The sequence below is a fragment of the Lutispora sp. QWL-02 genome (assembly GCF_058315355.1).
Genome location: NZ_CM177762.1, coordinates 4,244,506 through 4,267,652 on the forward strand (window position 1 = coordinate 4,244,506; position 23,147 = coordinate 4,267,652).

Genomic DNA, 23,147 nt, shown 5'->3' on the forward strand with positions numbered 1-23,147 from the left:
AATTTACCTTTAATCACTTTGTAGAATATTTTTCTTTTCTTTTTTGGCTCATGGGTATGGCGGTTTCATTTTCTGATCTTTCAATCTTTTTGCCTGTTACCTTTTCCATCAATTCTAAGTTATTTTCCTTAACATTGGCGTTCCATTTTCTTTCTGATTCTTTAACAGGTTCACCGGCCATAGCCGCTTTTAACATGGCAAGTGCTCTTAAAGCATCTTCTCTAGTCAATGTATTGCAGGATAAAACTTCATTTTCTATGCCTGCCTCAGATTTATTCATGTCTACCATGTGGGTCATATATTTGTTGCCGACGACAAGTGCGCCCTGCACTGCACAGAAGGACATGCCTACAACGGGTATTCCTCTCATGCCGATTTGCTCAACATGGCTGGCAAAGTCTATATGATTGTTTCCGAAGCCTTCAGTGGTTACAAAAGCGCCTTCTGCATCCATTGCTTCTACCGTCATACCGACTCTTTCGGATACATAGAACTTTTCCGAGTTGATCTGCGGGCTTCCCACAAATACAACCGCAGCCAAATCAACCTCTTCATCATTTAATGTCTCAAGAACCAGAGGTTCTCTCCAATAGTGCCTTGAGCACTCTTTTGATGCAGGCCCTATGCATGTAAGTGCATGAATACCTCCATCCAGTACCTCAAGGGGTGAAAATACTATCGGAACATTTCCTAAGTCTACATTGGGTTTTCCCCCGAGCACGCCTACAGGCTCAACAGGCAATATCAGGTTATCGTGCATTGCGCCTTGACCCATTATTTCCTTCACTATAACAACTTTCTTCTTGCCCGGCCTTCTGTTCTGAACGAATTCCTCAGTATCAACAACAAGGCTTTCGTCAAGATTTTTAAGGGCTTCTCTTATTTCTTGAGTTACAACATCAGTTGCTTTATGAGCAGCAAGTGGTCCCGGTCTTTCCATATTTGTATGTTCTTTTATTACAACTTCTGACTTTATGAAAATTTCTCCCTTTTCCGGAGCACCGGGTCTTCCCCACATTATGTTTTCTTCCAATATGCCTTCTGATGAACCGAATTCACCGATTTGAACCCCATTCTCATCAGTACCTGTCACCATCATAATAGCTCCGTCAATAACCCTTGTTACTCCGCTTCCCAGCTTGCTCTCGCCTTCTTTTGCAGCTATAGGCTGAACGTCCATTATAGTCTCGGAATAAGTGTTGTACTTATCGGGAGTTATTATATCTATCTTGAACTTCTTTACCAGTTTATCTGCTTTTATTGCATCTTCTTCAATGCCTTCTCTGATATAAAGGGTAGTTCCCTCGATCTTGGTTTCGGGGCCTCGCTTTACTTCAGTTATCTTGAAATGCTTCTTTATCAGTTTCCTGACAGCCTTGACTTCTCCGGCAGCTTCTGTTTGCTTCTCTATTGCCGGTGCTGCCAAAGGTGCTGACTCCCCTGCGGGAATTGCTAATGCCGGATATCCTACCATTGGTATTTCAAGATTTATATCCTTGCCTTCCCCAATATGAATTTTCAGCACTCCGCCACTTGATGAAGGTGCAAAAACCGGTTGCTTTGCCGCTGCCACAGCCGGTACCGGCTCTGCTGCCGATTCTTTTTCGGAGTCTTCTTCCTCGACTTCCTTAGCACCTTCTACTGCATCTGCTGTAATAGGTGTCAACGAATCAATGGTTTTAATCAATTTTGCTCCCAATACCTGTCCGATTTTTAAAGCGCTTTCATCAATATTTAACAATCCTGAGTCTACCAAATCCGGAAATATTGACGGGTCCTCCAGATTATCTGCAGAAATTACAGTGCCTGCTTCGGTTCTGCAGCATACAACTGCGGGATCATTCTTGTGGTGTAGAGCGTTTTCTGCCGACATTGACATAAATTTTACCTCCTTTAAGTATGAAAATTGATTTTATATTAAAATTCTACAGAAGGTTATGCTTTAGTCTTTCTAACCAGCTTATGACCCGCAGCTCTGAGCGCATGATCTGTACTATGATATGTTGGAACTCCTAGCCTAGGAGTTACAGTCATTACCGTGTTCGTTCAGTCGCCACAGGTTCCTGTCAGAATAACCTCTGCACCTTCCTTTTTCAGATCCAAAACGGTGGATGCTTGACCCGGACATACTCCAGGCTTTTCACATCTCCATCTTCCATTTACCTCAACCATTCTCTTGCATTTTCTCTCTGCAACAACTTGAGCTCCCATAGCCTTTGCAATCTCCCTCAACCTTTCTTCCTGAGCACCGCATTCACATGCAAGTATTCCTACTTTTCTGTTTTCTTTTGGAAATGGCATTGCTACTATGATTCCGCCTAAAGTTTTTATTATCGGTGACGCTTCTTCTCCATGCTTCCCTGTAAAAGGCCCTCCAAGAACTATTTCACCATGTGGCTCTACATAGCCTCCGGCTGCTTCTATATATTTTTTAACGGGATATCCTATAGGTACATCCAAAAATACTTTGCCTTTCAGAGCATTTTTTACTCTTCCTACTACCGTCAAATCTTTATCAATAACCGGCTTCCTTTGTTCTATCGCTAAGGTGACGTTCTTTACAGTTTCAACATTGGATATAACAGCATTAGCAACACTGGGCAGTTCTCCCGGTTTTAATTCCACTCCTAAAATTTCCCTTACTATTACCCTTTCATCTCCTGCAGGGTACATATCGGGCAATATTTTTATTGATATGTTGTCCTCAGGCTTTAAGGCCTTGTTTATGGCTTTTATTGCCTTAAGATTTTTAACCTTTATTGCGATATATCCTGTCTTGGCCTTTGTAATTTCCATAAGGTATTTTATTCCCCTGATGATCACATCCGGATTTTGTTCCAAATATGCAATATTATGCAGCAAAATCGGTTCGCACTCAGCAGCATTTGCGATAATACATCCTCCCGAAAGATCCGTCTTAAACTTTACATGGGCTGGAAAACCAGCTCCTCCTGAACCAACTATGCCCGCTTCTTTTATAGCTTCCAAATGATCCTTGGTCTCTTTTATCGGAATAAAATCTTTGGATTGCTCATCAAAGGCTTCTATAACTATTGCTGTATCGTTTATTTCCTTTACTACACCTGAAACGCTGGAATGGATATTGGCACCAAGGCCGGTTGGGGCTGCTATAAGCTGTCCTCTTTTAACCTCATCTCCAACTTTTACAATTGGTGAACATGGGGCTCCTACATGTTGTCTGAGCAACAGTGTAACCTGTTCCATCATTCTCACCTCCTTTGTTAAAAGTAAATCAAACTATTCCGCCCTATATATCTTGCAATTTCAGTGCCAACATTGTTAAAAAAATTGCAAATTTCTGATACATTCTTTTTTATCTGAAAATACTGCTTAATCAAAAGATAGAAGCTATTGAAAACAAAGGCTTTCAATAGCTTCTATCTTTTTCATTTCCTATTAAAAAAATAAATTTATCAACTGAATTGTTCTTTGAAAAAGGAAAGCAAACGAGGAAAATCGTCAAATATTTTACATTTGCTTATTAATTTTTTCTATACAGAATTATCTTATCATATGTTTTATCAATACATCCTACTAAGGACCTACCTGGAAAAGCGAGTGTCATTTATTTTACATGGTGTCAAATTTTTCACATATGGATTTATAAGTATTCCTTTAAATCATACTGCTTGAGCTTATAGTAAAGGCTTCCCCTTTCTATATTCAGCATTACTGCTGCTTTTGCTTTATTGCCGCCGGTCATCTCCATCACTTCTTTTATACTCCTCTTTTCTACATCGGCTATGACCTTTTTCAAATCATAATTCATGCCTATGCCCTGCCTGGAATCCCTGCTATCTTTTATAAAAGTTTTGTTAAAAACTTCATCAGGAAGCATATCCTTTTTTATCTTCCCGTCCGGAGATAGGATTATAAGCCTTTCCACCATGTTCCTGAGCTCTCTTATATTGCCCTTCCATTCATAATCGGTGAGTATTTTCATCACTTCAGGGTCAATCTCTATTTCATGTATTTCATTATATTCTCCGAACTCCGAAAAAAAGCTTCTTATAAGCTCCGGCAAGTCCTCTTTTCTCTCCCTCAGCGGCGGAAGCGGTATAGAAACCACGCATAATCTGTAATAGAGGTCTTCTCTAAAAGTCTCCTCCAGCATCATCTTCTTTAAATCCTTATTGGTAGCTGCGAGTATTCTTACATCAACATTTATGGATTTGTCACCGCCTACCCTGGTGATCACACCATCTTGCAAAACACGCAAGAGCTTGGCTTGCATCTCAATGGGCATATCCCCTATTTCATCTAAAAAAAGGGTGCCTTCATTGGCCAGCTCAAACTTCCCCATCTTGCCCTTTTTTAGTGCTCCTGTAAAAGCTCCTCCTTCATAGCCGAAGAGTTCACTTTCAAACAAATTATATGGTATAGCACTGCAGTTTATAGGTACAAAATGCCCCTGTCTTCCGCTTTCCTGATGTATAGCCCTTGCAAATACCTCTTTACCGGTACCGCTCTCTCCCGTGATAAGTACACTGGCATTGGATTTTGCCACCTGCTTTGCCAGTGTGATGGAATTGACTATGGCCTTGCTTTTTCCGATGATATTCCCAAAAGTATATTTTGCTTCTGTAATGTTTTTCATCTGCTCTTCCAGGAATTTAACCTTTGATCTTTCACTTTCAAGCTGCATCGATAAATTATTTATCTCTGTAATGTCTCTGTCGGTGGAAACCGCTCCTACCATCTTGCCCTCATACACCAAAGGCACCGCGCTTATTGCCACATAGGAGCCTTCCTTGGGCCTGTGGGTATGATTTTTAAAAGGTTTCTTCTCTTCTATCACTTTGGCTATCAAGGCATTAGGGAAAACTTCCTTTATATTTTTGCCGATAATTTCGCTGCTGTTTATGCCGTAGAGCTTTTCTGAGCTTTGATTCCATAAGCTGACTACCCCTTCATTGTTTACAACACATACTGCTTCGTGGAGATTCTCCAGGATAGTACTGAGCTGCAGCACTATATCTTCTACTGCAACATAAAAAGTGTCAAGAAGATCCTTTGATGTTACAATACCTATTACCTCATCTCCGTCTGTCACAGGCAATCTGCCTATTCCTTTGCTGACCATGACATCCCTTGCACATTTTACCTTCTCTGATTGTAAAATGGTGCAAACTTCTGTGCTCATATAGTCTTTAACCGGCTGTGTGAAATCAATTTTCCCTTTTTTGAGCCTACATATATCAGTCTTAGTGAGCATACCTTCAATATATTCCTTGTCTGCGTCTTTTTTTACCACAATAACTTCATCTCTTGCATTTGAAAGCATCATTTCAACAGCATGGTTTATGGATATATCAGAGTTTGTTTTTATCACATCTCTATCCATTATTTCAGATACGCGCATAAATATTGATTGATTATAAAACATACAAATCACCACCAGAATATATTAACAAGTAAATTTAAATGTATTTTTATTGTAATTATGCAAGCCAAATCCTTTATTTTTCGATGCAGATATCTGCCATCAATACACCTTTTGTATTTTTGGATGCATCCTTGTAAGGTATTGAAATTGCTATACAGTAGTTAAATGAAACATTTGATATATATGGTTCTGAATAATATTCTTTTCCTGAAATAGACTCTTTAAAATAGGGACGATGTGAGTAATTATTATTGCCGGTTATAGGGACGCTGGCTGATACCATGTCTCCGCCTGAATTGATTATCCCTATGTACTCAAGCTGTTTATATTTTAAGCTCATATCTTTAAGGACTTGCGAAGCTTTGTCAATGGAAATCCCTTTTGAATTTATATATGTATTTATATCCTTTAAAATTCCAAAGCCTTCATTTATTAGTTTCTTCTCTTTATCTCCTATTTTTACTTTATTGATAAATGATTTTAAATAGCTGTCTGCTTCAATAGTCATATTGTTCAAATTATTGGCCATCTCGAACATTTCCTGCACTGAAGCCGACTGCTCCTCTGCTGATGCTGATACTTCCTCGGCTCCTGCAGCAGTTTCCTGAATATTCATATTTATCTTCTCCATCATGGTATCGACATCTTCAGCCATCTTATTGGATTCATCAGCCAAGCCGATTATCTGAACAACGGCATCATATGTAGCCTTTGCCGCTTCAATGATCTGCCCTAATGACTCCTTAGTCTTATCAGCATGCAAAATATCCTGTGAAATCTGTTCAGCCCCACTTCTTGTTTCTTTTGTTATCACATTTATCTTGCCGATTATGGTTTCAATAAGCTTCCTTATCTCATCCGCAGAGTTTGCCGATTGTTCTGCCAGCTTTCTTACCTCATCGGCTACCACAGCAAATCCTTTACCGCTTTCGCCGGCTCTTGCCGCCTCGATTGCAGCATTTAATGCGAGCATATTTGTTCTTTCACTTATTTCTGTCACTGCAGCAGTTATGCTGTTTATCTTTACGGCTTCTTCTCCCAGCTCTTGAATATCATCTGCTGTTTTGATACTTCCGGTGGCAGTGCTCTTCATTATTTCCACCAATAAATTGATTGACTTATTGTTTTCTTCTACACAACCCATCATTCCGCCTGCAATATTTTGCGTTTTCTTTGCATATTGCACTATTTTATCAGAGTTATCAGCCATATTTTTTGTGCTTATTTTTGCTGATGCTGTCTTCTCCGATTGCTCGCAGCTGCCTTCCGCAATATGTGTTATGGTTTGGGCTATTGATTGAGATGCGACTTCGTTTTGTTCAAGGCTTTTGCTCAGATTGACAGACATATCCTTGATCTTTTGTGTGATGGCAGCAATCTCGCATACAACTTTTTTCGTGTTGTTTGTGATCTTATTTATATTATCTCCTATACCCTCTATAATCCAGATATCTTTTGCCCTGTTTGTAAGCTGCCCGTCTGCAATATCCATGATGCTGCTTCTGAACCTGTCTATAGCCTTAAAAAAATAAGCAAAGAACACAAAGGCCAAAAGCAATGTCACAGCCATTAAGCCTGCTGTCACTAATATTAAGGGCCTCTGATTTGCCGAATTGAATTGGGTTATAAAGCTGTCCAATTCCTGAGATGATGTAATGTATTGCGGTGAGACCTTATGTAATACAGAATCGACGGTATTTTGCACAGCAAAATATACTCCGCTAAAAAGCAAAATAAGTATAAGACAAACAACTATCAATATCTTTGCCTTCACGCTAAACATCTCCTATCTCATATTTATTATTTTATTCCTAAAACGTCTTTTACCGTATACAACCCCGGCTCCTTGCAATACAAAAATGCTGCTGCCTCACAGGCTCCCTGGGCAAAGCATTCCCAGTTATAAGCATGATGTGTTATTTCAAGCCTTTCTCCCATAAGTCCGAACATAACCGTATGGCTGCTGGATATATCTCCGGCTCTTACAGAATGATATCCTATGCTCCCTTGTGCCCTCTCTTCCCTTCCTTCTCTCCCGAAAACAGCAATATCTTTGAGCTTTCTTCCAAGGGCTTCTGCAATTACTTCTCCCATTTCCAAAGATGTGCCGCTTGGAGCATCCTTTTTATGCTTATCATGCATTTCAATTATCTCGATATCGGATACATTTCCTATTGTCTTTGCAGTTAATTCCAGCAGCTTATACATAAGATTAACCACTCTGGACGTATTTGCAGCATATACAACCGGTATGTGCTTTGATATCTCTTTTATTCTATTAAACTGTCCTTCCGAAAAACCGGTGGTTCCGCAAACCACAGCTTTCTTAGCTTTTAATGCAGCTTCCATTACCTCCATGGAAAACTCTGTTGTAGTATAGTCAATGATCACATCGCATTGGTCTATAACCGAATCTATATCATCTGATACAAAAGCATTTAATGTTTCCCCCATGCCAATGGCCATGCCTACATCTTGTCCAATATAATTCCTCCCTTTAGGCGCTACCCCCGCTACTATTTTCATATCGGCTCTCTTGCTTGCTATTTTGGTAATAAGGCTTCCCATTTTGCCTCTGGGCCCAGCTATGAGAATATTCATGCATGCATACCTCCTATATTCAGTTATAATGTAAAATATAGTAATATTTAGCTTACCAATTTACAGTATATATATAAATATTATTTTAATCAATGTATTAATATATTGAATATTCCTAAAATAGTCGAAAAAGAGCCGTTTATGGAGATAATTGTTAAAATATATAAACCAGCATCAAAATCCTGATGCTGGTTTTTTCTATACATTCAAGGCTGTATTAAAATATTGTATTTGATGCCCCCAATAAGATCACAAAGCAGTCTATTACTTTTTCATCAAACTGGGTGCCTTTAGCCCGGAGCATCTCCTCAATGGCCTGCTCCTTTGTAAGAGGCGTCTTTCTATAAGGCCTGGAGCTGGTCATTGCGTCATAGGCATCTGCGACGGAAATAATTTTTGACAAAAGTGCGATGCTGTCGCCTTTCAATCCTTGAGGGTAACCCTTCCCATCAATCCTTTCGTGATGCTGCAGCAGTATCTTTCTGCTTTCGTTGAGAAAGGCTACATCCGACAATATATCATGTCCTATTTGAGGATGCTGCTTAACCATCTCATATTCATCCTGAGTAAGCCTGCCTTCTTTATTCAGCAAATCCGAAGAAATTCCTATCTTTCCGATATCATGCAGAATGCTGGCAAATTCCAGCTTGCTCAACTCTTCGGAGCTTACCCCCATACTCCTGGCAATGGTCATAGATATGCTTGATACTCTATCGCAATGGCCCCTGGTATATTTATCACTGGCTTCAATAGCATTGGCCAGAGCCTGTACGGTAGACAGATAGTTTTTCCTTATCTCTTCGTTCATCTTGATCAGCTCTTCTACATTCAAGTTCCGCTCATTGATGAGCTCCCTAAGTGCGTCTACCATATTGTTAAATTGATTGCCCAAGACTTTGAATTCGTCATTTGACTTTATATCGGCATGCTCGCTTAATTTTCCCTGTGAAATATTATGTATTACATTCATTATGTTATCCAGCGGCCTGGTGATGACCCGCGAAAGAAGCATGCCGATCATAAAGGTAACCAAAACACTTACTACAGCTACTTGTATCACCCTGTCTTTAATAGGTGCCAATAGCTTAGCCATATCCAGGGACATAATGCCTATCAGCTTCCACCCTGTCTCAGGCACCGTCAAATAGCTAACTATTCTTTGTTTCCCTTCATAATTCATGATTCTTATACCTTCGCTGGAAGTAAGCTGTGCTGCCAGGCTTTCGTCCTGACTGATATTGGTCATTAGCATCTGCTTATCCGGGTGAGAAAATATCTCCCCTTTGCTGTTGATGAGCATGAGATACCCTTCATCACCATATTTGACATCATTGATAATATTGGAAAATCTGGAGAGCTTTATATCCATTCCGACTACGCCTACTAAATGCCCTTCCTTTTCTACTGCTCTCGCTACCGTGACTACGATTCCGCCTACTTCTCCCGCATCCAGGTAGGGATCAGACCACACAGCCTTTCCTCTGTTTTTTACGGCTTCTTTATACCAATCCCTTGTGTGGCAATCATAATCTTCGGGCATAGTGGTATCAAGGGGTGTTATAAAAAGTGAGCCATCTTCCTCTGAGCCCAAATAAATCCATGCAATGTAGGGACTTCCTTTAATATAACCCATCCATTGATCTGAAACATTCTGAAAGTGGCTTGGTATGGATCTTACCATTTTAGGCTGGCCGGGCTTGCTCTCGTAGTTTTTTATTGCTTCATCATATGCCCAGAAATTTACCACATGCTCCATATCCGCCATAAACTTTCTTAAAAAATAATCGTTTGCATTTTCCAGAGACTTAAAACTGACTTGTTTTACTTCGTTTTGGACTATAGCTTTTGCGTTATTGAAAGCTAATATTCCAATGGATGTGATGGATATTACTATGACAACGAGCATTATCAAAATAATTTTGTCCCGGATGCCTATTTTCATCAAAGTATCTCCTTTTTCCACAAGATGCAGCAAGCAGTATTTGTTTTACAATTCATAATATATCAAATTTTTAGGAAAAAGGCAAATATATGAAGAACTTCTATAGACAGTAATAATATAAAAAAGAGGAAGCCGTTCCGCTTCCCCCTCTGTATGGTCAACTTCCATGATTATCATATCATAGCTTTCCTTATTCGCTTAAAAAAAAGTTGCATAAGAAGTTTACAGCAGTATACAATGTTTCTTCTTTCGGCAGGAATCTGTCACTATGAAGCGGATGCTCACAGTCACAGCCCAGGAAAAAATATAAAGAAGGAACTATTGAACAATAGAAGGAAAAGTCTTCACCGATCAAACTGGGTCTAATATCCGTATGCACGTTTTCTTTACCCAGAAAACCTTCAGCAAATCTTATGAAGACCTCACTTAAGCTCCTGTCATTTCTCACAACTGCGTAGCCATTGTTAATATTTACAATAGACTTCCCGCAATATGAGCCGGCTATCCCTGCTGCAAGCTCGTTGATCCTGCGATGTATAAATGATCGGGCATCCTCTGAAATGGTTCTTATAGTACCTTCAATTTCTACTTTATCGCATATGACATTGTACCTGCCGGTAGATTTAATCGAACCTATTGAGATAAGAGAAGTATCAAAAGGATCAATTTCCCTCCTTAGTTTGTGCTCAATAGCATTTATAATATCAACAGATATTGAAATAGCATCAACCCCGCCATGGGGCTCGGCCGCATGCGATTTCTTACCTATGACTTCTATAGAGAGTTTATCGGACGAACCCATTATAACCCCTGGTTTTACTGCAATTTCACCGACTTTGTATTTGGGCCAGACATGTAATCCATACATTTGAGAGACGTTATATTCCTCCAATATGCCTTGCTCAGCAACGAGCTTCGCTCCTCCCTCAGGATTGCATTCTTCTGCCGGCTGAAAAATGACCACTATATTATGCTTCAAATATTCTTTCAAAGAATTAAGCACCACGGCTGTGCCGGCAGCTATAGCTGCATGCATATCATGCCCGCAGGCATGCATCACGCCTTCGTTCACAGACTGAAAAGGTACACATGTTTTCTCTGTTATAGGTAAAGCATCGATGTCCGCCCTGAAGCATATGGTTTTTTCTTTTTTGCAATCTATATGTGCAAATCCGCCTGTAAGATTATCAAAATTTATAAACTCAACGCCGTTGCTGACAAGAAAGTTTTTGATCAAACTGGTTGTGTTATATTCCGCATATCCTAATTCAGGGTTTGCATGTATGCTTTGCCTCAATCCCTTTAACTCTCCTGATATTCCGTTTAAGCTATGCTGAATTAAATCTGTTATATTATTCATTGCAGCTCCTTCAATCTATTTAAAAATATCATCATCGACTTCAATACCTAGCCCGGGCTCTTCAGGCACCAATACGCATCCGTCAATTATCTGGAATTTATTTCTTATTATATCATATTGATGTAAGGGTCCGCCAAGCAGCAGATCATTAGGTACAGAAACGATATTCGTGCTTGCAACAAAGTGTACGCTGGCAGCCGATCCTATGCCCACTTCCAGGTTGCTCCCTGCAGTAGCTGTCAACCCTGCTGCTTCCAAGCACTGAGCTATTTTTTTAGCAATTGTAAGCCCGCCCACTTTACCTACCTTAACATTGACAATATCACAGGCCTTCTCTCTGATTATATTGTTTACAGAGTGATAATCAGAAACAGATTCATCCGCCATTATAGGCGTCTGAAGTTTTTGCCTTAGCATTCTCATACCTTCTATGTCCCATCTGCGTACAGGCTGTTCTATGCTTTCAAGGCCAAATTTTTCTATCTCTCTGAATGTGAGCAAGGCAGTTTTATAATCATATCCTTGGTTTGCGTCCAATCTTAAAGCTACATTCCCGCCTAATTCCCTTCTTATTTTTTCAATCAATTTATAATCGGTTTCAGGTGAGTTGCCTACCTTTATTTTTAAAACTTTATAGCCTTCAGACAACTTCTCTCTAGCCTCTTCAATTGATGAGTCCAGATCCTGCATCCCTATAACCCAGCTTAACTCTGCCTTTTCCCTGTACTTTCCTCCTAACAGCTTGTACACAGGCATATCCAGTGCTTTTCCCATGGCATCATACAAGGCTATATCTATAGTTGACTTAGCTGCATAGTTTCCATAAATAGCGAAGTTCATCTTTTCATGTATTGTATCAACATCAAAAATGTTCTGACCTATCAACACAGACTTTAAATACTTATCAACTACCAGCTCTATGGTATAACCCGTCTCCCCCATAAATGCGGGAGACGGTGCAGCTTCCCCATAACCCACTATTCCGTCCTCAGTGATTATTCTTAAAACTGCATGTGTCCTCGTACTTTGAGCATATAAGGATATTTTCCATTGTTTCTTTAACGGCAGTTCGATAGCTTTTACTTGAACATCCTTAATAATACTTTTATTCATCTTGTCCTCCAGATTATTTGTAATGATCGTATACGATCTTACCTATTTCGTTGCTAAATGTTATTCCGTCACAATCATTTTTTAGGTTATTAGTCAATACTGCAATAAATATAGGGCTTTTTAGATACATTATTCCCGAGTCATGCCTTACACCGGGCAAGTCCCCCGTTTTATGTGCAAACTCAATATTGCCGCCAATAAGAACAGGTAAGAGGTCGTTGCACAATTGCTTTTTCAATATATCAACGGCTATATTGTATTTTTCATGGGAATATAGATATTCAAAAATAGTCAGCAAATCAGCCCCCGAGATAAAGTTATCCAAACCTTTCTTTTTGGCTTCCGCATCCATCATCTTTCTCTGCAGAATAGTATTCTCCATGCCGATTTCTCTAATTTTCTCGTTAATACTATCCATGCCCAAAGTTTCTATTAGTTTGTTTGTTGCAATATTGTCACTAAGGATTATCATTAACAAGGCACAATCCCGATATGTCATATTGATTCCCGGGCTTAAGCTTTTGATAATGCCATAGCCTTGAACAATATCCTCTTTTTTAAACTCCACTACATCATCCAAGTTGATTTTTCTCTCACAGCTTCTATCTATAAGCTCCAATAAAATTGGAACCTTTATCATGCTTGCAGAAGGAAAAATTTTATTTTCATCATATTTATATACTTCATTTGTGCTTAAGTTTTTTACTAATACACTTGCTTCTCCGTCTAATCTATTTATTAATTCATCTATCTTTCCATACCACATAATCTGCCTCCTAATAATTTAGTATGAAGACTTACACATTTAAATTTTAAATGTGTAAGTCTTATTTTATTTACTTTTTCATCTTATTTATTAGGCAATAGCATATCATTTGGATAGCTTTCGGGCCTCCTGTCGCGGAACATATGGATCATGCTTCTGATATTTTGGATCTCATTAAAATCAACAGTACCGGTTACTATTTCTTCTTCGTCGCCGCCTTCAGCTATTACATTACCCCAAGGGTCAATTATTATCGAATGTCCGCAATAGGTGCCCATGGGACTCGGGCCTACTCTATTGCAGGCAATAACAAACATCTGGTTCTCAATGGCCCTGGCCATCAGCAGTGTACGCCAGTGGCTTACTCTGGGGTTTGGGAAATTGGATGTTACAACAATAGCGTCAGCACCGCGGAGCGCATAAGTCCTTGACAGCTCGCAGAAGCGTATATCATAGCATATCATAAAGCCCAGCTTGCCGAGCTCAGTTTCATATACGTTCATTTCAGTCCCGTGCAGGTAAGGAACATCCTCATCCATATCACTATAAAGATGCATCTTGCTGTAATCACCGACAATTTCACCTTCGCGGTTGATCAAGAAAGTTGTATTGCGCATGCCGTCTTCAAATTGGGTGCCTATAGAACCGCCGACAATCCATACTTTATGTTTTTTAGCGCATTCCTTAAGAACCGTGACTGACGGACCATCAACAGGCTCAATGAAATCCTCCATATGGTGAAACATCTCGTCCGAAAAACCTGAACTCCAATCCTCAGGGAGAACAATCATATCCGGGCGCTTATCGGCAGCCATGGCCTCATCGATCAGTTCCCTGACATGTGAGTGGTTGTATTCAGCATCACAAAATTTTATATTAGTCTGCAGTAATGCAACATTAATCAAAGTTTATCCTCCTCTCAAAATACCAATTTTATATAGTTTATATAAAATTCAAGCCGTTTTAAGACATAGTGTATAATATTGACCTGATCAGCACATATGCAAAGGTGATGACAGTGAGCACCCACCCGTTCTTCAGCATGGCTTTTATATCCTTTGATCTTGCAAGACCCATCTGTCCGACCATATCGACTGTGGGAGTCACAAAGAAAGTAACCTGGCAGGAAACCAAAACTACCAAAGCCCAGATGCTCATATCTATATTCATGCTTTGCACTAACGGCAGAAACAGATCATGAGTCATTTTTGCCTGTGCAACACCGGCACCGGAAATGCCAAATACACCTATGAATGTGCTCACCATGAGGAAAGCAACCTCTCCGGCAAATCACCTAAACAAATATTACGCCCAAAAATTTATTGAAATATATCCTATTTTTGGGTATAATAAATCAAGGAACTTTTTAATATTTGTTTGGACGTGGGGTTCAACTTATATTTTTTAGTTCCTTTGCTTATTCATATACCAGAGTGGGTTATATCACAGATATATTCCGCTTTCCAAAGCTATGGCATCTTGTTTTTCCAATCTTTTCAGTGTATCTTCCTTATTTACCTTTCCTAATACGGTAACCAGTGAATTTGCTATGGTCATGGCACTTACAAAGGAATATGTGCCGATAGTGTTTTTGGCTAAAAGAACTTTTGAGGCTTTTAATGCAATAGGAGAAGTGTAGCTGTCGGTTATCGCGATTATATTGCATCCTTTATCATGAAAGTAAGAGGTAATATCGAAGGTTGATTTTGTATATCTGGCATAGCTTATGGATATTAAGCAATCTTTGTCCTGAACATAAGAAAGCTTGTTTGAAATATCGCTTGTACCATTTGTTAAAAGCTCGACATCCTCAATAAAGCCCTTCAGCATAAAGTATAAATAGTAGCCCACGCTATAGGAAGACCTTGAAGCTGCTATATACAGCTTTCTGCTGCTGCTTATCATCGGAATAGATTCGTTGAAGTTTTTTTCCAGCTCATCATTATAGAGAGAAGTAAGACAGCCGATATTCAAGTCAATGATCCTTTTCAAAGTGCTGTTGTCTTCCTCTGATAGAATGGAGCTCTTTATTTCCTTCATCGGCACTACATCTTTTTGGACCAGCTCGCTCACCTTTTTCTGAAACTCGGCATATCCGTTAAAATCAAGCTCTCTTGTAAATCTTGTTATGCTAGCTATGCTGGCATCAGATTTTCCGCCCAGCTCCTTGATAGATAAAAAAGGTATGATATGTATGTTCTCTTTAACGAAATCAGCTATCTTTTTATGGGTCTTGGATAAATTATCATATTTGTCATCAATTATAGAAAAAATATTATTTTTCATATTTATCCCCTGCCTTTAATAATAAGAATAGACTTCTAAATTGGAGTTGTCAATAGAATTTGTAAAATATTTTTATTTTTCTATATGATTTGATAATTTATTTTCATATTTTAAGAAGACGCAAAAAAACCCTTGAAGATCCGCTTCCAAGGGTTTTTACGCTTTTATAAATTTTTACCAAATATTTCGCCCGGCAGACCATCAATTTCGCATATTTTTTCTGATATAAAACCGTTATTTAAAAGTATCTTTTTTGATGCCGTGTTCTTAGGATCTATTATAGCTATAATACGGTGCAATACTTTTGATTCTTTTGCCCTTTCCAATAACAGCCTTGCAATCTCACTTCCATAGCCTTTTCTCCAAAATTCAGGAAGCAGCAGGTATCCAAGCTCTGCTTCATCCGGTTTATCCTTATCAACTGCCATCTTTCCCAGGCCTATAAAGCTGTTGCTATCTGTTTCAAAAACCTTGAAGAACCCAAAATCTTTGTGTCTTTTATTCTTTTCCAGCAGCAGTTTGAAATTGTTTCTTGCTTCATCCAAAGGAATTGCTCTTTCAGTGACCATTGCCATTACTTTTTCATTGGAAACCAGGCTGAAATAATGCTCAAAGTCTTCATCCGATGTGAATTTTTCTAAATAAATCCTGCTCGTCATTTCAATACCTCCTTATATCAATAATTTGAGTTGCATAAGTGCAGCTTTATTATTTCATTTTATATTAGCATATCAATATATCAGCGGCAAATAGAACATTAATTTGAAAAAGAAGCAAATAGCCTGGAATTCAGACTATTTGCTTCTTTAAATATATGAGCTGCAAAAAATTAATACTCACTGGTTCACATCAAGAATAAACTGAACAAATAAAGCAGTTCCATAAGGAAGCACTTCTTCGGGAAAAACAAAAAAATCATTATGAAAAATTGGAATGCTCCTGTCCGGATAGCTTATTCCCAATCGTGCAAAAACTCCTGTCGGTACGACCTCAAGGTATTTGGCAAAATCCTCGGACCCCATTGCCGGAACTTCTATGTCTTTGACCTTCATCGGTCCGACAATCTTTTCTGCGCTTTTGCGGACAATCTGTGTAACTTTCGGTGAATTTACCAGAGGGGGAACTCCATAATAATAATCCAATTCGGCTTTGCAATTGTATGCTGAAGCAACCCCCTGGATAACATCATAAATTCGCTTTTCCATAGTGTTTCTTGTATGCTTGTTCTGACATCTGACAGTCCCCGAAAACTCAACCGTTTCCGGAATAATATTTTTCGCTGTGCCTCCATGCATTTGGCAAATTGAAATCACCACGCTGTCTAAAGCATCGATCTGTCTGGTGATAATGCTTTGAATAGCCATTACACAATTTGAAGCCGCCAAAATAGGATCACAGCCGATGCTGTGGGGATATGCTCCATGGCCGCTCACCCCTGTAATTTTAACCGTGAACAAATCGGAGGAAGCCATGTAGGGCCCCTCTCGCAGTGCTATTTCTCCAACCTCATGAGAGGAATCTCCGTGAAGTCCTAAAATATAATCTACTGCGGGATCTTCCAGGGCTCCATTGCTTATCATATACTTCGAACCGGTGAAGCTTTCTTCCGCCGGCTGAAATATAAGCTTCACAGTTCCGGAAAAACGCTCTCTCAGGGACATCAGCAATTTTGCTGCCCCCAGCAGCATAGCAGTGTGACAATCATGTCCACAGGCATGCATAACTCCGGGAACATTAGATATATCTACCACATCCGACATCTCCTGGATCGGCAGAGCATCCATATCTGCACGAAGAGCTGTCACAACGCCCTTCCCCTTTTTTTGCCCCTTGATAATTCCCACTACACCTACCTCTAGATTGAGGGGTGCAATTTCCACACCCATATCATTTAATTCAGACTTTACAAATGCTGTCGTGGCAAACTCTTGCATTTCTAACTCAGGTTCTCTGTGAATCCTGCGCTTTGCCTGAACAATATACTCTTTCAAGTCCAGCGACTTTTGAAGAACTTCTGAAGCCAAGCAGGACACCTCCTCTAAGTCAGATTTTTCAAACCTAAATTTTTTTTCAACTCAAATACATTTTCGATACCCATGCTTCTATGCCCTTTTTCTATCTCATGAACGAGCTCCACCATTCTTTTATTGCATGGCAGGGCGAGTCCAAGCTCTTCACCCTTTATTACAGTATGCCCCACGGTACCGTCGATTTCCGATGGCCTTTTACGTATTGCAAGGTCTCTATATAGGCCGGTGCGATTTTTAAGCATATGCCGGTAATGATCGGCTGTTTTTTTAAGAGCATCCCCATAGCGTTTTTGCCTGTAAAGCCCGGGGTCAAAATCATCGAAGGCCTCCAGCACCACTCCAAGAGCCTCCGGAACTTGCATTGCCTCAAGAGCGAGAGCTGTGTATACATCTTGAGTATCAGGATACTCAAGACCCTCAGCGATGCTTAAAGGGGTCATGCCGGTGGCGAACATAACACTGATGTTGACTTGCTTGCTCCAGAGATATCCCATAATATTATTTGTAACTTGAGCAGAAAGAAAGGCCTGAAGATCCTTCTGAAGTGTCAGCAGCCTCGGACTCAAAACCCCATTCAATTCACCTATGATGAAGTTGCTCTTCCCGCCGAACTTGATTCTTCCGGGGCTGATATAGTCTGCTGCCCAATTTACAAAAGCACCAATTGTTCGATCAGCGCCTATGTATTCTGAAATGGTATATTCATTAATACCGTTTTGGAGGCTTACTACAAATCCGTCATCAGCTAAAAGCGGTGCTATTACTTCCATAGCTGCAGCAGTATGCTGGGATTTTACCGCCAAAAAAACCACATCCAGGGGACCCTTTAATTCCGATGGAAGCACCGCTGGAGCAGAGACGGTAAATTCTCCATCAATGCCCTCAATGGTCAGCCCATTGCGATTTATGGCATCGACATGTTCCACTGCTTGGTCAACAAAAAGGACATCAAAACCTGAGCGGGCAAGGTAAGCGCCCATAGAGCCTCCTATGGCTCCGGCTCCGAAAATAACATTGTGTTTCATGATAGATTGCTCCTATTATCCTGCCAATTATTAATTAAGGTTATAGCTTCTTTGAGAGAATGGAAAATTCGGTTTCTTTCCCGTATAAGCTGACGCTCCAAGGCTTTGAACTCTATGCTGCTATGGTCCATAGCAGAAAGCTTTTCCAAATCCGTTAACCCTGGAAAAGGCTTCATGGGCAACGCAAGATCAGCTTCAAAGGGACTTTTGCGGCAATAATGGATTGGAATTAGAGTCCTATTCAAAGACATAACGCAGTCATTTAGTTTTGAAGCATTCACTTTATCAGCTTCAGACAGACTCTCCATTTCGTTTAATCGAGAGATTTCATCATCAAGGTCGAGGAACATCCGGTTTAATACCAGAGCTTTTTCCTTCAGAGGGGATAAATCAAAAGCTTCGCCGGCAACCTTCTGCCAATCATTCAGATTAGACAATATTTCTTCGCCCAGTTCATTAAAGCAAAATGGGAGAATAGGCTGACTGATAAAACGCCAAATCGCAGCCAGATATATCTTGGTATCCAGAGTTAACTCTTCTTTCCCCACATATTCGAATTTATCCTCGGTTGTATGCCAATACCATGGAAGTCCCGGAACAAAGGTATCTTTACCTTGAGCAGATTCCGGCTGAAGTGAGAGGATCTGAAAAAGAGAAGGAACGCCATGGCCCCAAAACGACTGGTCACCGTTTCTCTGGATTCGAGAGTAGTGCGGTTCTTGCCCCGTCATATCTTTAATTACTTCAAATCCAAATCGGAAGCATTGAGCTGATGAATCGACAGAACGATAGCTGGTTGATCCTGCAGCTCCAATTGCATCTATATTAACGTTTAGAACAGCATTTTCGTGGATATCCTCCCAGTTATGATCAGCATACCAGTTGCTTCCGCTGTAACGCCCATTGCTGTGCCCTGACCACCAGACAAAGCGTACATTGATATTAAGCAGGTCTTTATAATCTTTTAAGACTCTTGCTATCTCCAGTATAGCAGCGTTCGCCGTCGCATTGTCAGTCGCTCCTTTATGCCAAGAGTCCACATGTCCGTTAAATAAAACATATCTATTTGTAGGGACTGCGGCTTTTAAATCAGCAATGCAAAGAGGCACTTTACGAAAGTCTGTATGGACCTCAGATTCGATCGTAACCTCCTTGGAACCCTTTTCAAGATAATTTAATAATAACTCACCGTTCTTTTTGGTTACAGATACAACGGGTATCTTACCCAATAAATCTATGGTCTCGGGAACAGGCATGCCCCAGATCGGGCTGATTGCCATGTTATGCGGGTAATATCCGCCGTTTATAAATATGAGCCCTACAGCGCCCATGCGCTCCAGGTCATAACAAGCCGAAGGAGAGGCCAAGCCTTTGAGCACTGCAATCTTGCCTTTGACCTCTGTGCATTGGGGATAAAAGACTGCTTTTTCTTTCAATCCCCCAGGTTTAGCAGAAGCTGCATAGCTTTGAGTAATGCATGAAACCTTACGCCCATCATCCAATGTGATTTCCGCAGATATAGGAAGACTGATAAGGTTCTCAATGGATTTGATCTGCACATCCAGTCCATAGCCGGTCATCACTTCTTCAAAATATTTTGCTGCCTGCCATTCCCCATCGCTGCCGGACTCTCTATCGAACGATGAAATATATTCAGTATGCTTCATCAAGAGATTGGGATTAACGTCGGCGAGCAGCTTGGATTCCATCCCTTTAACTTTCATTTGAAAACCTCCTTTTTAGTAACTTCTAAAAATAGTGATCAATATTCATAGGGGACGCGTCCGGCAGCTTCACCGCCGTCTATACGGAAATCGCTGCCTGTGATCCATTCGGCGCAATCTGATGCCAAGTAGCAGACCATGTTGGAAATATCGCTGGGCTTACCGGGCTTTCTCAGCAATATGCGAGGCAGTATATCCCTTTTTACAGCTAGCAAATCCCCCTCATCAAAGCGCCCTACATCTACAAAACCTACGGATACTGAGTTTACGTTTATTCCCATAGGCGCCAGATCAAGAGCGGCAGCTTTGGTCAGCATAAGTAGTCCTCCCTTAGAAGCGCAGTAATGGGCATGATTTGTCCTTCCGCTATGACCTGCACCTGAGCTAATATTTATTATGCGGCCTTTTATACCGGAAGATGCCATAGCCTTGCCCACCTCCCTGCACATATAAAATGCTCCCTTAAGATTTGTATCTATGGTTCTATCAATTATTTCGTCAGTCACCTCTGTGATATTACCATACTCCTTATAGTAGCCGGCGTTGTTGACTAAAATATCCACAGGACGACCAAAGTAGTCCAGAGCTTCCTTGACCATCCTTTTTACCGCTTTGGAGCATGCAATGTTTCCATGGACTACAACAGCTTTTCGCCCCATTTGCTTTATATCCTCAGCGATCTTCCCGGCTTCAGCAATCGAATTATTAACCGCAACAACCACATCAGCGCCACATTGGGCCAGATCAGTGCATATTTGCTTCCCAAGCCCTCCTGCGGCACCGGTCACTAAAGCGACTTTATTTGTGAGATCTATCTTGATCATAACTTTTTTCCTCCTATCTTATTGCATGGCATTTTTAATCTGTTTTATTGACTGATAACGATTGCAGAGCTCCGGAGCTAAGATTTTGTAATATTGCATAAGGTTGCGTCAAAACTAACAAGCTCTAAGCTCCTTCACATTGAACGAGACTTCATTCAGTGGGGTTTCAATTCCACTGAATGTTGTCGAGTCCATGCTGCACTCTTTTATCAGTCAGCAAAACTAAGGTGAACTATAGTTTATGCATTAGAATCATATTTGTTAGTTTATGAAAATGTTAGCGCCAGGGCCTAGCGGTAAATTAAAGTAGTAGAAAATAGCAACCAAGATAAAGAAGGCAATTATAAATGCTACGGTAAAAGGCAGGCACAAAGATATCAATGAACCTATACCTGCTTTATCTGTTTTTCGCACTTTATAAGATTCCAACAATCCTAATGCAATAGGAACATTAAGCTCTACAGGGGAAATAATGTTGCCGCTGGAATCCCCTATGCGGTACAAAATTTGAGCCATGGCCGGGCTGATGTTTAGCATTGCCAGCATAGGCACCAGAAAAGGTGCAAACATGACCCATTTACCACTATTGCTTGTGATAAACATATTCATAAACAAAGTGAATAAGGTAACCAGGAAGAAAAGCGGCATACCGGAAATATTCATTGATTTTAACATCTCTGCACCGTTTACAGCCATAATGGTAGCCATCTTGCTATCGCTGAAGAGCTGTACAAACACAGATGCGGGCAAAGCCACTACCATGAAAGTAATCGCTGCATCTAAAGACCCTTGCATGATATCAGGTATATCAGATAATCTTTTTATCGCACCGGTACCCTTCCCATAAGCAATACCAATGGCGAAAAACAGGAAAAATAATATTGTTACAATCTGTTGCAACAAGGGCGAATTAGGAATAAAACCACCTTCGGCGTTGCGGAGGATTCCACCCTTAGGCAAGGTCATAATAAGGAGGATTGCAAAGAATATGAGCGTGACCACTCCTGCAAATTTAAGCCCCCTGACCTCTTCAGGAGTGATTTTATGCTTGTCCAGCTCGGTTCTATCTGATTTCAATTGTGTACTATCATCTGAGAGATAGGGAATCAAAAACTTTTTGGCTACGAAAACAGTGGCCAGAGTAATTACTATTGTCGATGCAAAAATGAAGTAATAATTTATCAGAGGATGGCTTGGAGCATTAATCCCATTAGTTTGAACAACTTGAGTAGTGATAGCGGACAACATCGTATCCACACTGGTAACACTGAAGTTGGCCGTGAAACCGCCGTTAGCAGAAGCATAGCCTATTATAATTCCAATCCATGGGTGCATTCCAATGGCCTTGAACATTGCTGCCCCAATCATCATAGAAAAAACAACTCCGGCGCCAAAGCCTATGCTTGAATTAACTCCTACTAATGCAAGAATAAAAACCAAAGTAGATATTGGTGCGCCTACAACCATTTTTCTCATCAATGCAGAGAAAAATCCAACCTTTTCAGCAAAGCCCACAGACATAACCATCAATATGAGCTGGCCAAGAGGTGCAAAATTTACATAGGTCGTTGTCAACGACCCCATATATTTATTAAAGGTTTCCGCAGTCATAAGGTTTTTTACGGCAACTTGCTGCTGGACCAGTGCACCGTCCGGTCCCAGCACCGTGGCCATAACAGATACCCCCATAGACGAAAATATTTTGGATAATATGATAACTACAAAAATTAATATGGTGAATAACCAGAAAGGGTGAGGAAGCTTGTTTCCAACTTTTTCAATAGCATGAGTGATCTTTTCAATCCTGCTCTTTTTTTCTTTTGGCTCATTTTTTATTGAGTTTAATTTATTCCCTTCCATTTTTATGCCTCCTTGTTGTTATTCTATATACGGACGATAACTATGTATTTTTTTGAGAAGGTAAGACATGTCTTTCTTTTTTCAACTTTCTCTAGTGGATGGTATAAAGGGCAGGAAAAGTTGAATTTGGTAATTGTATACATTTTTAAAATATGCTATAATCAAAAATATACAATACCATCAGGTGTTGTCCTTAGAGGCTCGGTAGT

Annotated in this window: 18 protein-coding genes; all 18 read right to left on the reverse strand. The window is 40.2% G+C overall.

Features of this window, described 5'->3' with window-relative positions:
- Window positions 1–13: 13 nt before the first annotated feature.
- Window positions 14–1,879 carry a D-proline reductase (dithiol) proprotein PrdA gene (prdA, locus tag AC4HCY_RS20105; RefSeq protein ID WP_323433287.1) on the reverse strand — a complete coding sequence of 622 codons (1,866 nt, stop codon included), beginning with the start codon at window positions 1,877–1,879 and terminating at the stop codon, window positions 14–16.
- A 56-nt stretch (window positions 1,880–1,935) separates the two neighbouring features.
- Window positions 1,936–3,228, reverse strand: a complete 1,293-nt coding sequence (gene prdC, locus AC4HCY_RS20110; protein ID WP_442916739.1) for a proline reductase-associated electron transfer protein PrdC — start codon at window positions 3,226–3,228, stop codon at window positions 1,936–1,938.
- Between the two features lie 394 nt (window positions 3,229–3,622).
- Window positions 3,623–5,407: a sigma-54 dependent transcriptional regulator PrdR gene (prdR, locus tag AC4HCY_RS20115; RefSeq protein ID WP_491094996.1), complete on the reverse strand. Its 1,785-nt coding sequence runs from the start codon at window positions 5,405–5,407 to the stop codon at window positions 3,623–3,625.
- A 73-nt stretch (window positions 5,408–5,480) separates the two neighbouring features.
- Complete coding sequence (locus AC4HCY_RS20120; RefSeq protein WP_491094997.1) at window positions 5,481–7,181, reverse strand: methyl-accepting chemotaxis protein; 1,701 nt, start codon at window positions 7,179–7,181, stop codon at window positions 5,481–5,483.
- 26 nt (window positions 7,182–7,207) lie between these two features.
- Window positions 7,208–8,008, reverse strand: a complete 801-nt coding sequence (gene dapB, locus AC4HCY_RS20125; protein WP_323433291.1) for a 4-hydroxy-tetrahydrodipicolinate reductase — start codon at window positions 8,006–8,008, stop codon at window positions 7,208–7,210.
- A 217-nt stretch (window positions 8,009–8,225) separates the two neighbouring features.
- Complete coding sequence (locus tag AC4HCY_RS20130; protein ID WP_323433292.1) at window positions 8,226–9,950, reverse strand: HD domain-containing phosphohydrolase; 1,725 nt, start codon at window positions 9,948–9,950, stop codon at window positions 8,226–8,228.
- A gap of 190 nt (window positions 9,951–10,140) precedes the next feature.
- The gene (locus tag AC4HCY_RS20135; protein WP_323433293.1) at window positions 10,141–11,310 is read right to left on the reverse strand and encodes a M20 metallopeptidase family protein; all 1,170 of its coding nucleotides are present in this window, start codon (window positions 11,308–11,310) and stop codon (window positions 10,141–10,143) included.
- 15 nt (window positions 11,311–11,325) lie between these two features.
- Window positions 11,326–12,423, reverse strand: a complete 1,098-nt coding sequence (locus AC4HCY_RS20140) for a mandelate racemase/muconate lactonizing enzyme family protein (protein WP_491094998.1) — start codon at window positions 12,421–12,423, stop codon at window positions 11,326–11,328.
- A 13-nt stretch (window positions 12,424–12,436) separates the two neighbouring features.
- On the reverse strand, window positions 12,437–13,189 hold the full coding sequence (locus tag AC4HCY_RS20145) for a serine hydrolase (protein ID WP_323433295.1): 753 nt from the start codon (window positions 13,187–13,189) through the stop codon (window positions 12,437–12,439).
- A gap of 83 nt (window positions 13,190–13,272) precedes the next feature.
- Entirely contained in the window at window positions 13,273–14,094 is an 822-nt protein-coding gene (locus tag AC4HCY_RS20150; RefSeq protein WP_323433296.1) for a carbon-nitrogen family hydrolase, read from the reverse strand.
- A gap of 58 nt (window positions 14,095–14,152) precedes the next feature.
- A complete protein-coding gene (locus tag AC4HCY_RS20155; protein WP_491094999.1) occupies window positions 14,153–14,455 on the reverse strand; it encodes a hypothetical protein in 303 nt (100 codons plus the stop codon).
- 177 nt (window positions 14,456–14,632) lie between these two features.
- Window positions 14,633–15,475, reverse strand: coding sequence for a MurR/RpiR family transcriptional regulator (locus tag AC4HCY_RS20160; protein WP_491095000.1), 843 nt, complete (start codon window positions 15,473–15,475; stop codon window positions 14,633–14,635).
- 164 nt (window positions 15,476–15,639) lie between these two features.
- Window positions 15,640–16,134 (reverse strand): GNAT family N-acetyltransferase, encoded by a 495-nt coding sequence (locus AC4HCY_RS20165; protein WP_491095001.1) that lies wholly within the window; start codon window positions 16,132–16,134, stop codon window positions 15,640–15,642.
- A gap of 177 nt (window positions 16,135–16,311) precedes the next feature.
- A complete protein-coding gene (locus AC4HCY_RS20170) occupies window positions 16,312–17,499 on the reverse strand; it encodes a M20 metallopeptidase family protein (protein WP_323433300.1) in 1,188 nt (395 codons plus the stop codon).
- Window positions 17,500–17,513: 14 nt separating this feature from the next.
- On the reverse strand, window positions 17,514–18,530 hold the full coding sequence (locus AC4HCY_RS20175) for a ketopantoate reductase family protein (protein WP_491095002.1): 1,017 nt from the start codon (window positions 18,528–18,530) through the stop codon (window positions 17,514–17,516).
- A complete protein-coding gene (locus tag AC4HCY_RS20180; RefSeq protein ID WP_491095003.1) occupies window positions 18,527–20,254 on the reverse strand; it encodes a M28 family peptidase in 1,728 nt (575 codons plus the stop codon). Before AC4HCY_RS20180 ends, AC4HCY_RS20175 begins: the two co-directional genes overlap by 4 nt.
- A gap of 38 nt (window positions 20,255–20,292) precedes the next feature.
- On the reverse strand, window positions 20,293–21,078 hold the full coding sequence (locus tag AC4HCY_RS20185) for an SDR family NAD(P)-dependent oxidoreductase (RefSeq protein ID WP_323433303.1): 786 nt from the start codon (window positions 21,076–21,078) through the stop codon (window positions 20,293–20,295).
- 261 nt (window positions 21,079–21,339) lie between these two features.
- Window positions 21,340–22,938, reverse strand: a complete 1,599-nt coding sequence (locus AC4HCY_RS20190) for an AbgT family transporter (RefSeq protein WP_323433304.1) — start codon at window positions 22,936–22,938, stop codon at window positions 21,340–21,342.
- Window positions 22,939–23,147 lie beyond the last annotated feature (209 nt).

Excerpts from the sequence above, each read along its gene's own strand:
- prdA (WP_323433287.1), bottom strand. The coding sequence starts at position 1,879 with ATGTCAATGTCGGCAGAAAACGCTCTACACCACAAGAATGATCCCGCA.
- prdR (WP_491094996.1), bottom strand. The coding sequence starts at position 5,407 with ATGTTTTATAATCAATCAATATTTATGCGCGTATCTGAAATAATGGAT.
- dapB (WP_323433291.1), bottom strand. The coding sequence starts at position 8,008 with ATGAATATTCTCATAGCTGGGCCCAGAGGCAAAATGGGAAGCCTTATT.
- AC4HCY_RS20130 (WP_323433292.1), bottom strand. The coding sequence starts at position 9,950 with ATGAAAATAGGCATCCGGGACAAAATTATTTTGATAATGCTCGTTGTC.
- AC4HCY_RS20135 (WP_323433293.1), bottom strand. The coding sequence starts at position 11,310 with ATGAATAATATAACAGATTTAATTCAGCATAGCTTAAACGGAATATCA.
- AC4HCY_RS20140 (WP_491094998.1), bottom strand. The coding sequence starts at position 12,423 with ATGAATAAAAGTATTATTAAGGATGTTCAAGTAAAAGCTATCGAACTG.
- AC4HCY_RS20145 (WP_323433295.1), bottom strand. The coding sequence starts at position 13,189 with ATGTGGTATGGAAAGATAGATGAATTAATAAATAGATTAGACGGAGAA.
- AC4HCY_RS20155 (WP_491094999.1), bottom strand. The coding sequence starts at position 14,455 with ATGGTGAGCACATTCATAGGTGTATTTGGCATTTCCGGTGCCGGTGTT.
- AC4HCY_RS20160 (WP_491095000.1), bottom strand. The coding sequence starts at position 15,475 with ATGAAAAATAATATTTTTTCTATAATTGATGACAAATATGATAATTTA.
- AC4HCY_RS20165 (WP_491095001.1), bottom strand. The coding sequence starts at position 16,134 with ATGACGAGCAGGATTTATTTAGAAAAATTCACATCGGATGAAGACTTT.
- AC4HCY_RS20175 (WP_491095002.1), bottom strand. The coding sequence starts at position 18,530 with ATGAAACACAATGTTATTTTCGGAGCCGGAGCCATAGGAGGCTCTATG.
- AC4HCY_RS20180 (WP_491095003.1), bottom strand. The coding sequence starts at position 20,254 with ATGAAAGTTAAAGGGATGGAATCCAAGCTGCTCGCCGACGTTAATCCC.
- AC4HCY_RS20185 (WP_323433303.1), bottom strand. The coding sequence starts at position 21,078 with ATGATCAAGATAGATCTCACAAATAAAGTCGCTTTAGTGACCGGTGCC.
- AC4HCY_RS20190 (WP_323433304.1), bottom strand. The coding sequence starts at position 22,938 with ATGGAAGGGAATAAATTAAACTCAATAAAAAATGAGCCAAAAGAAAAA.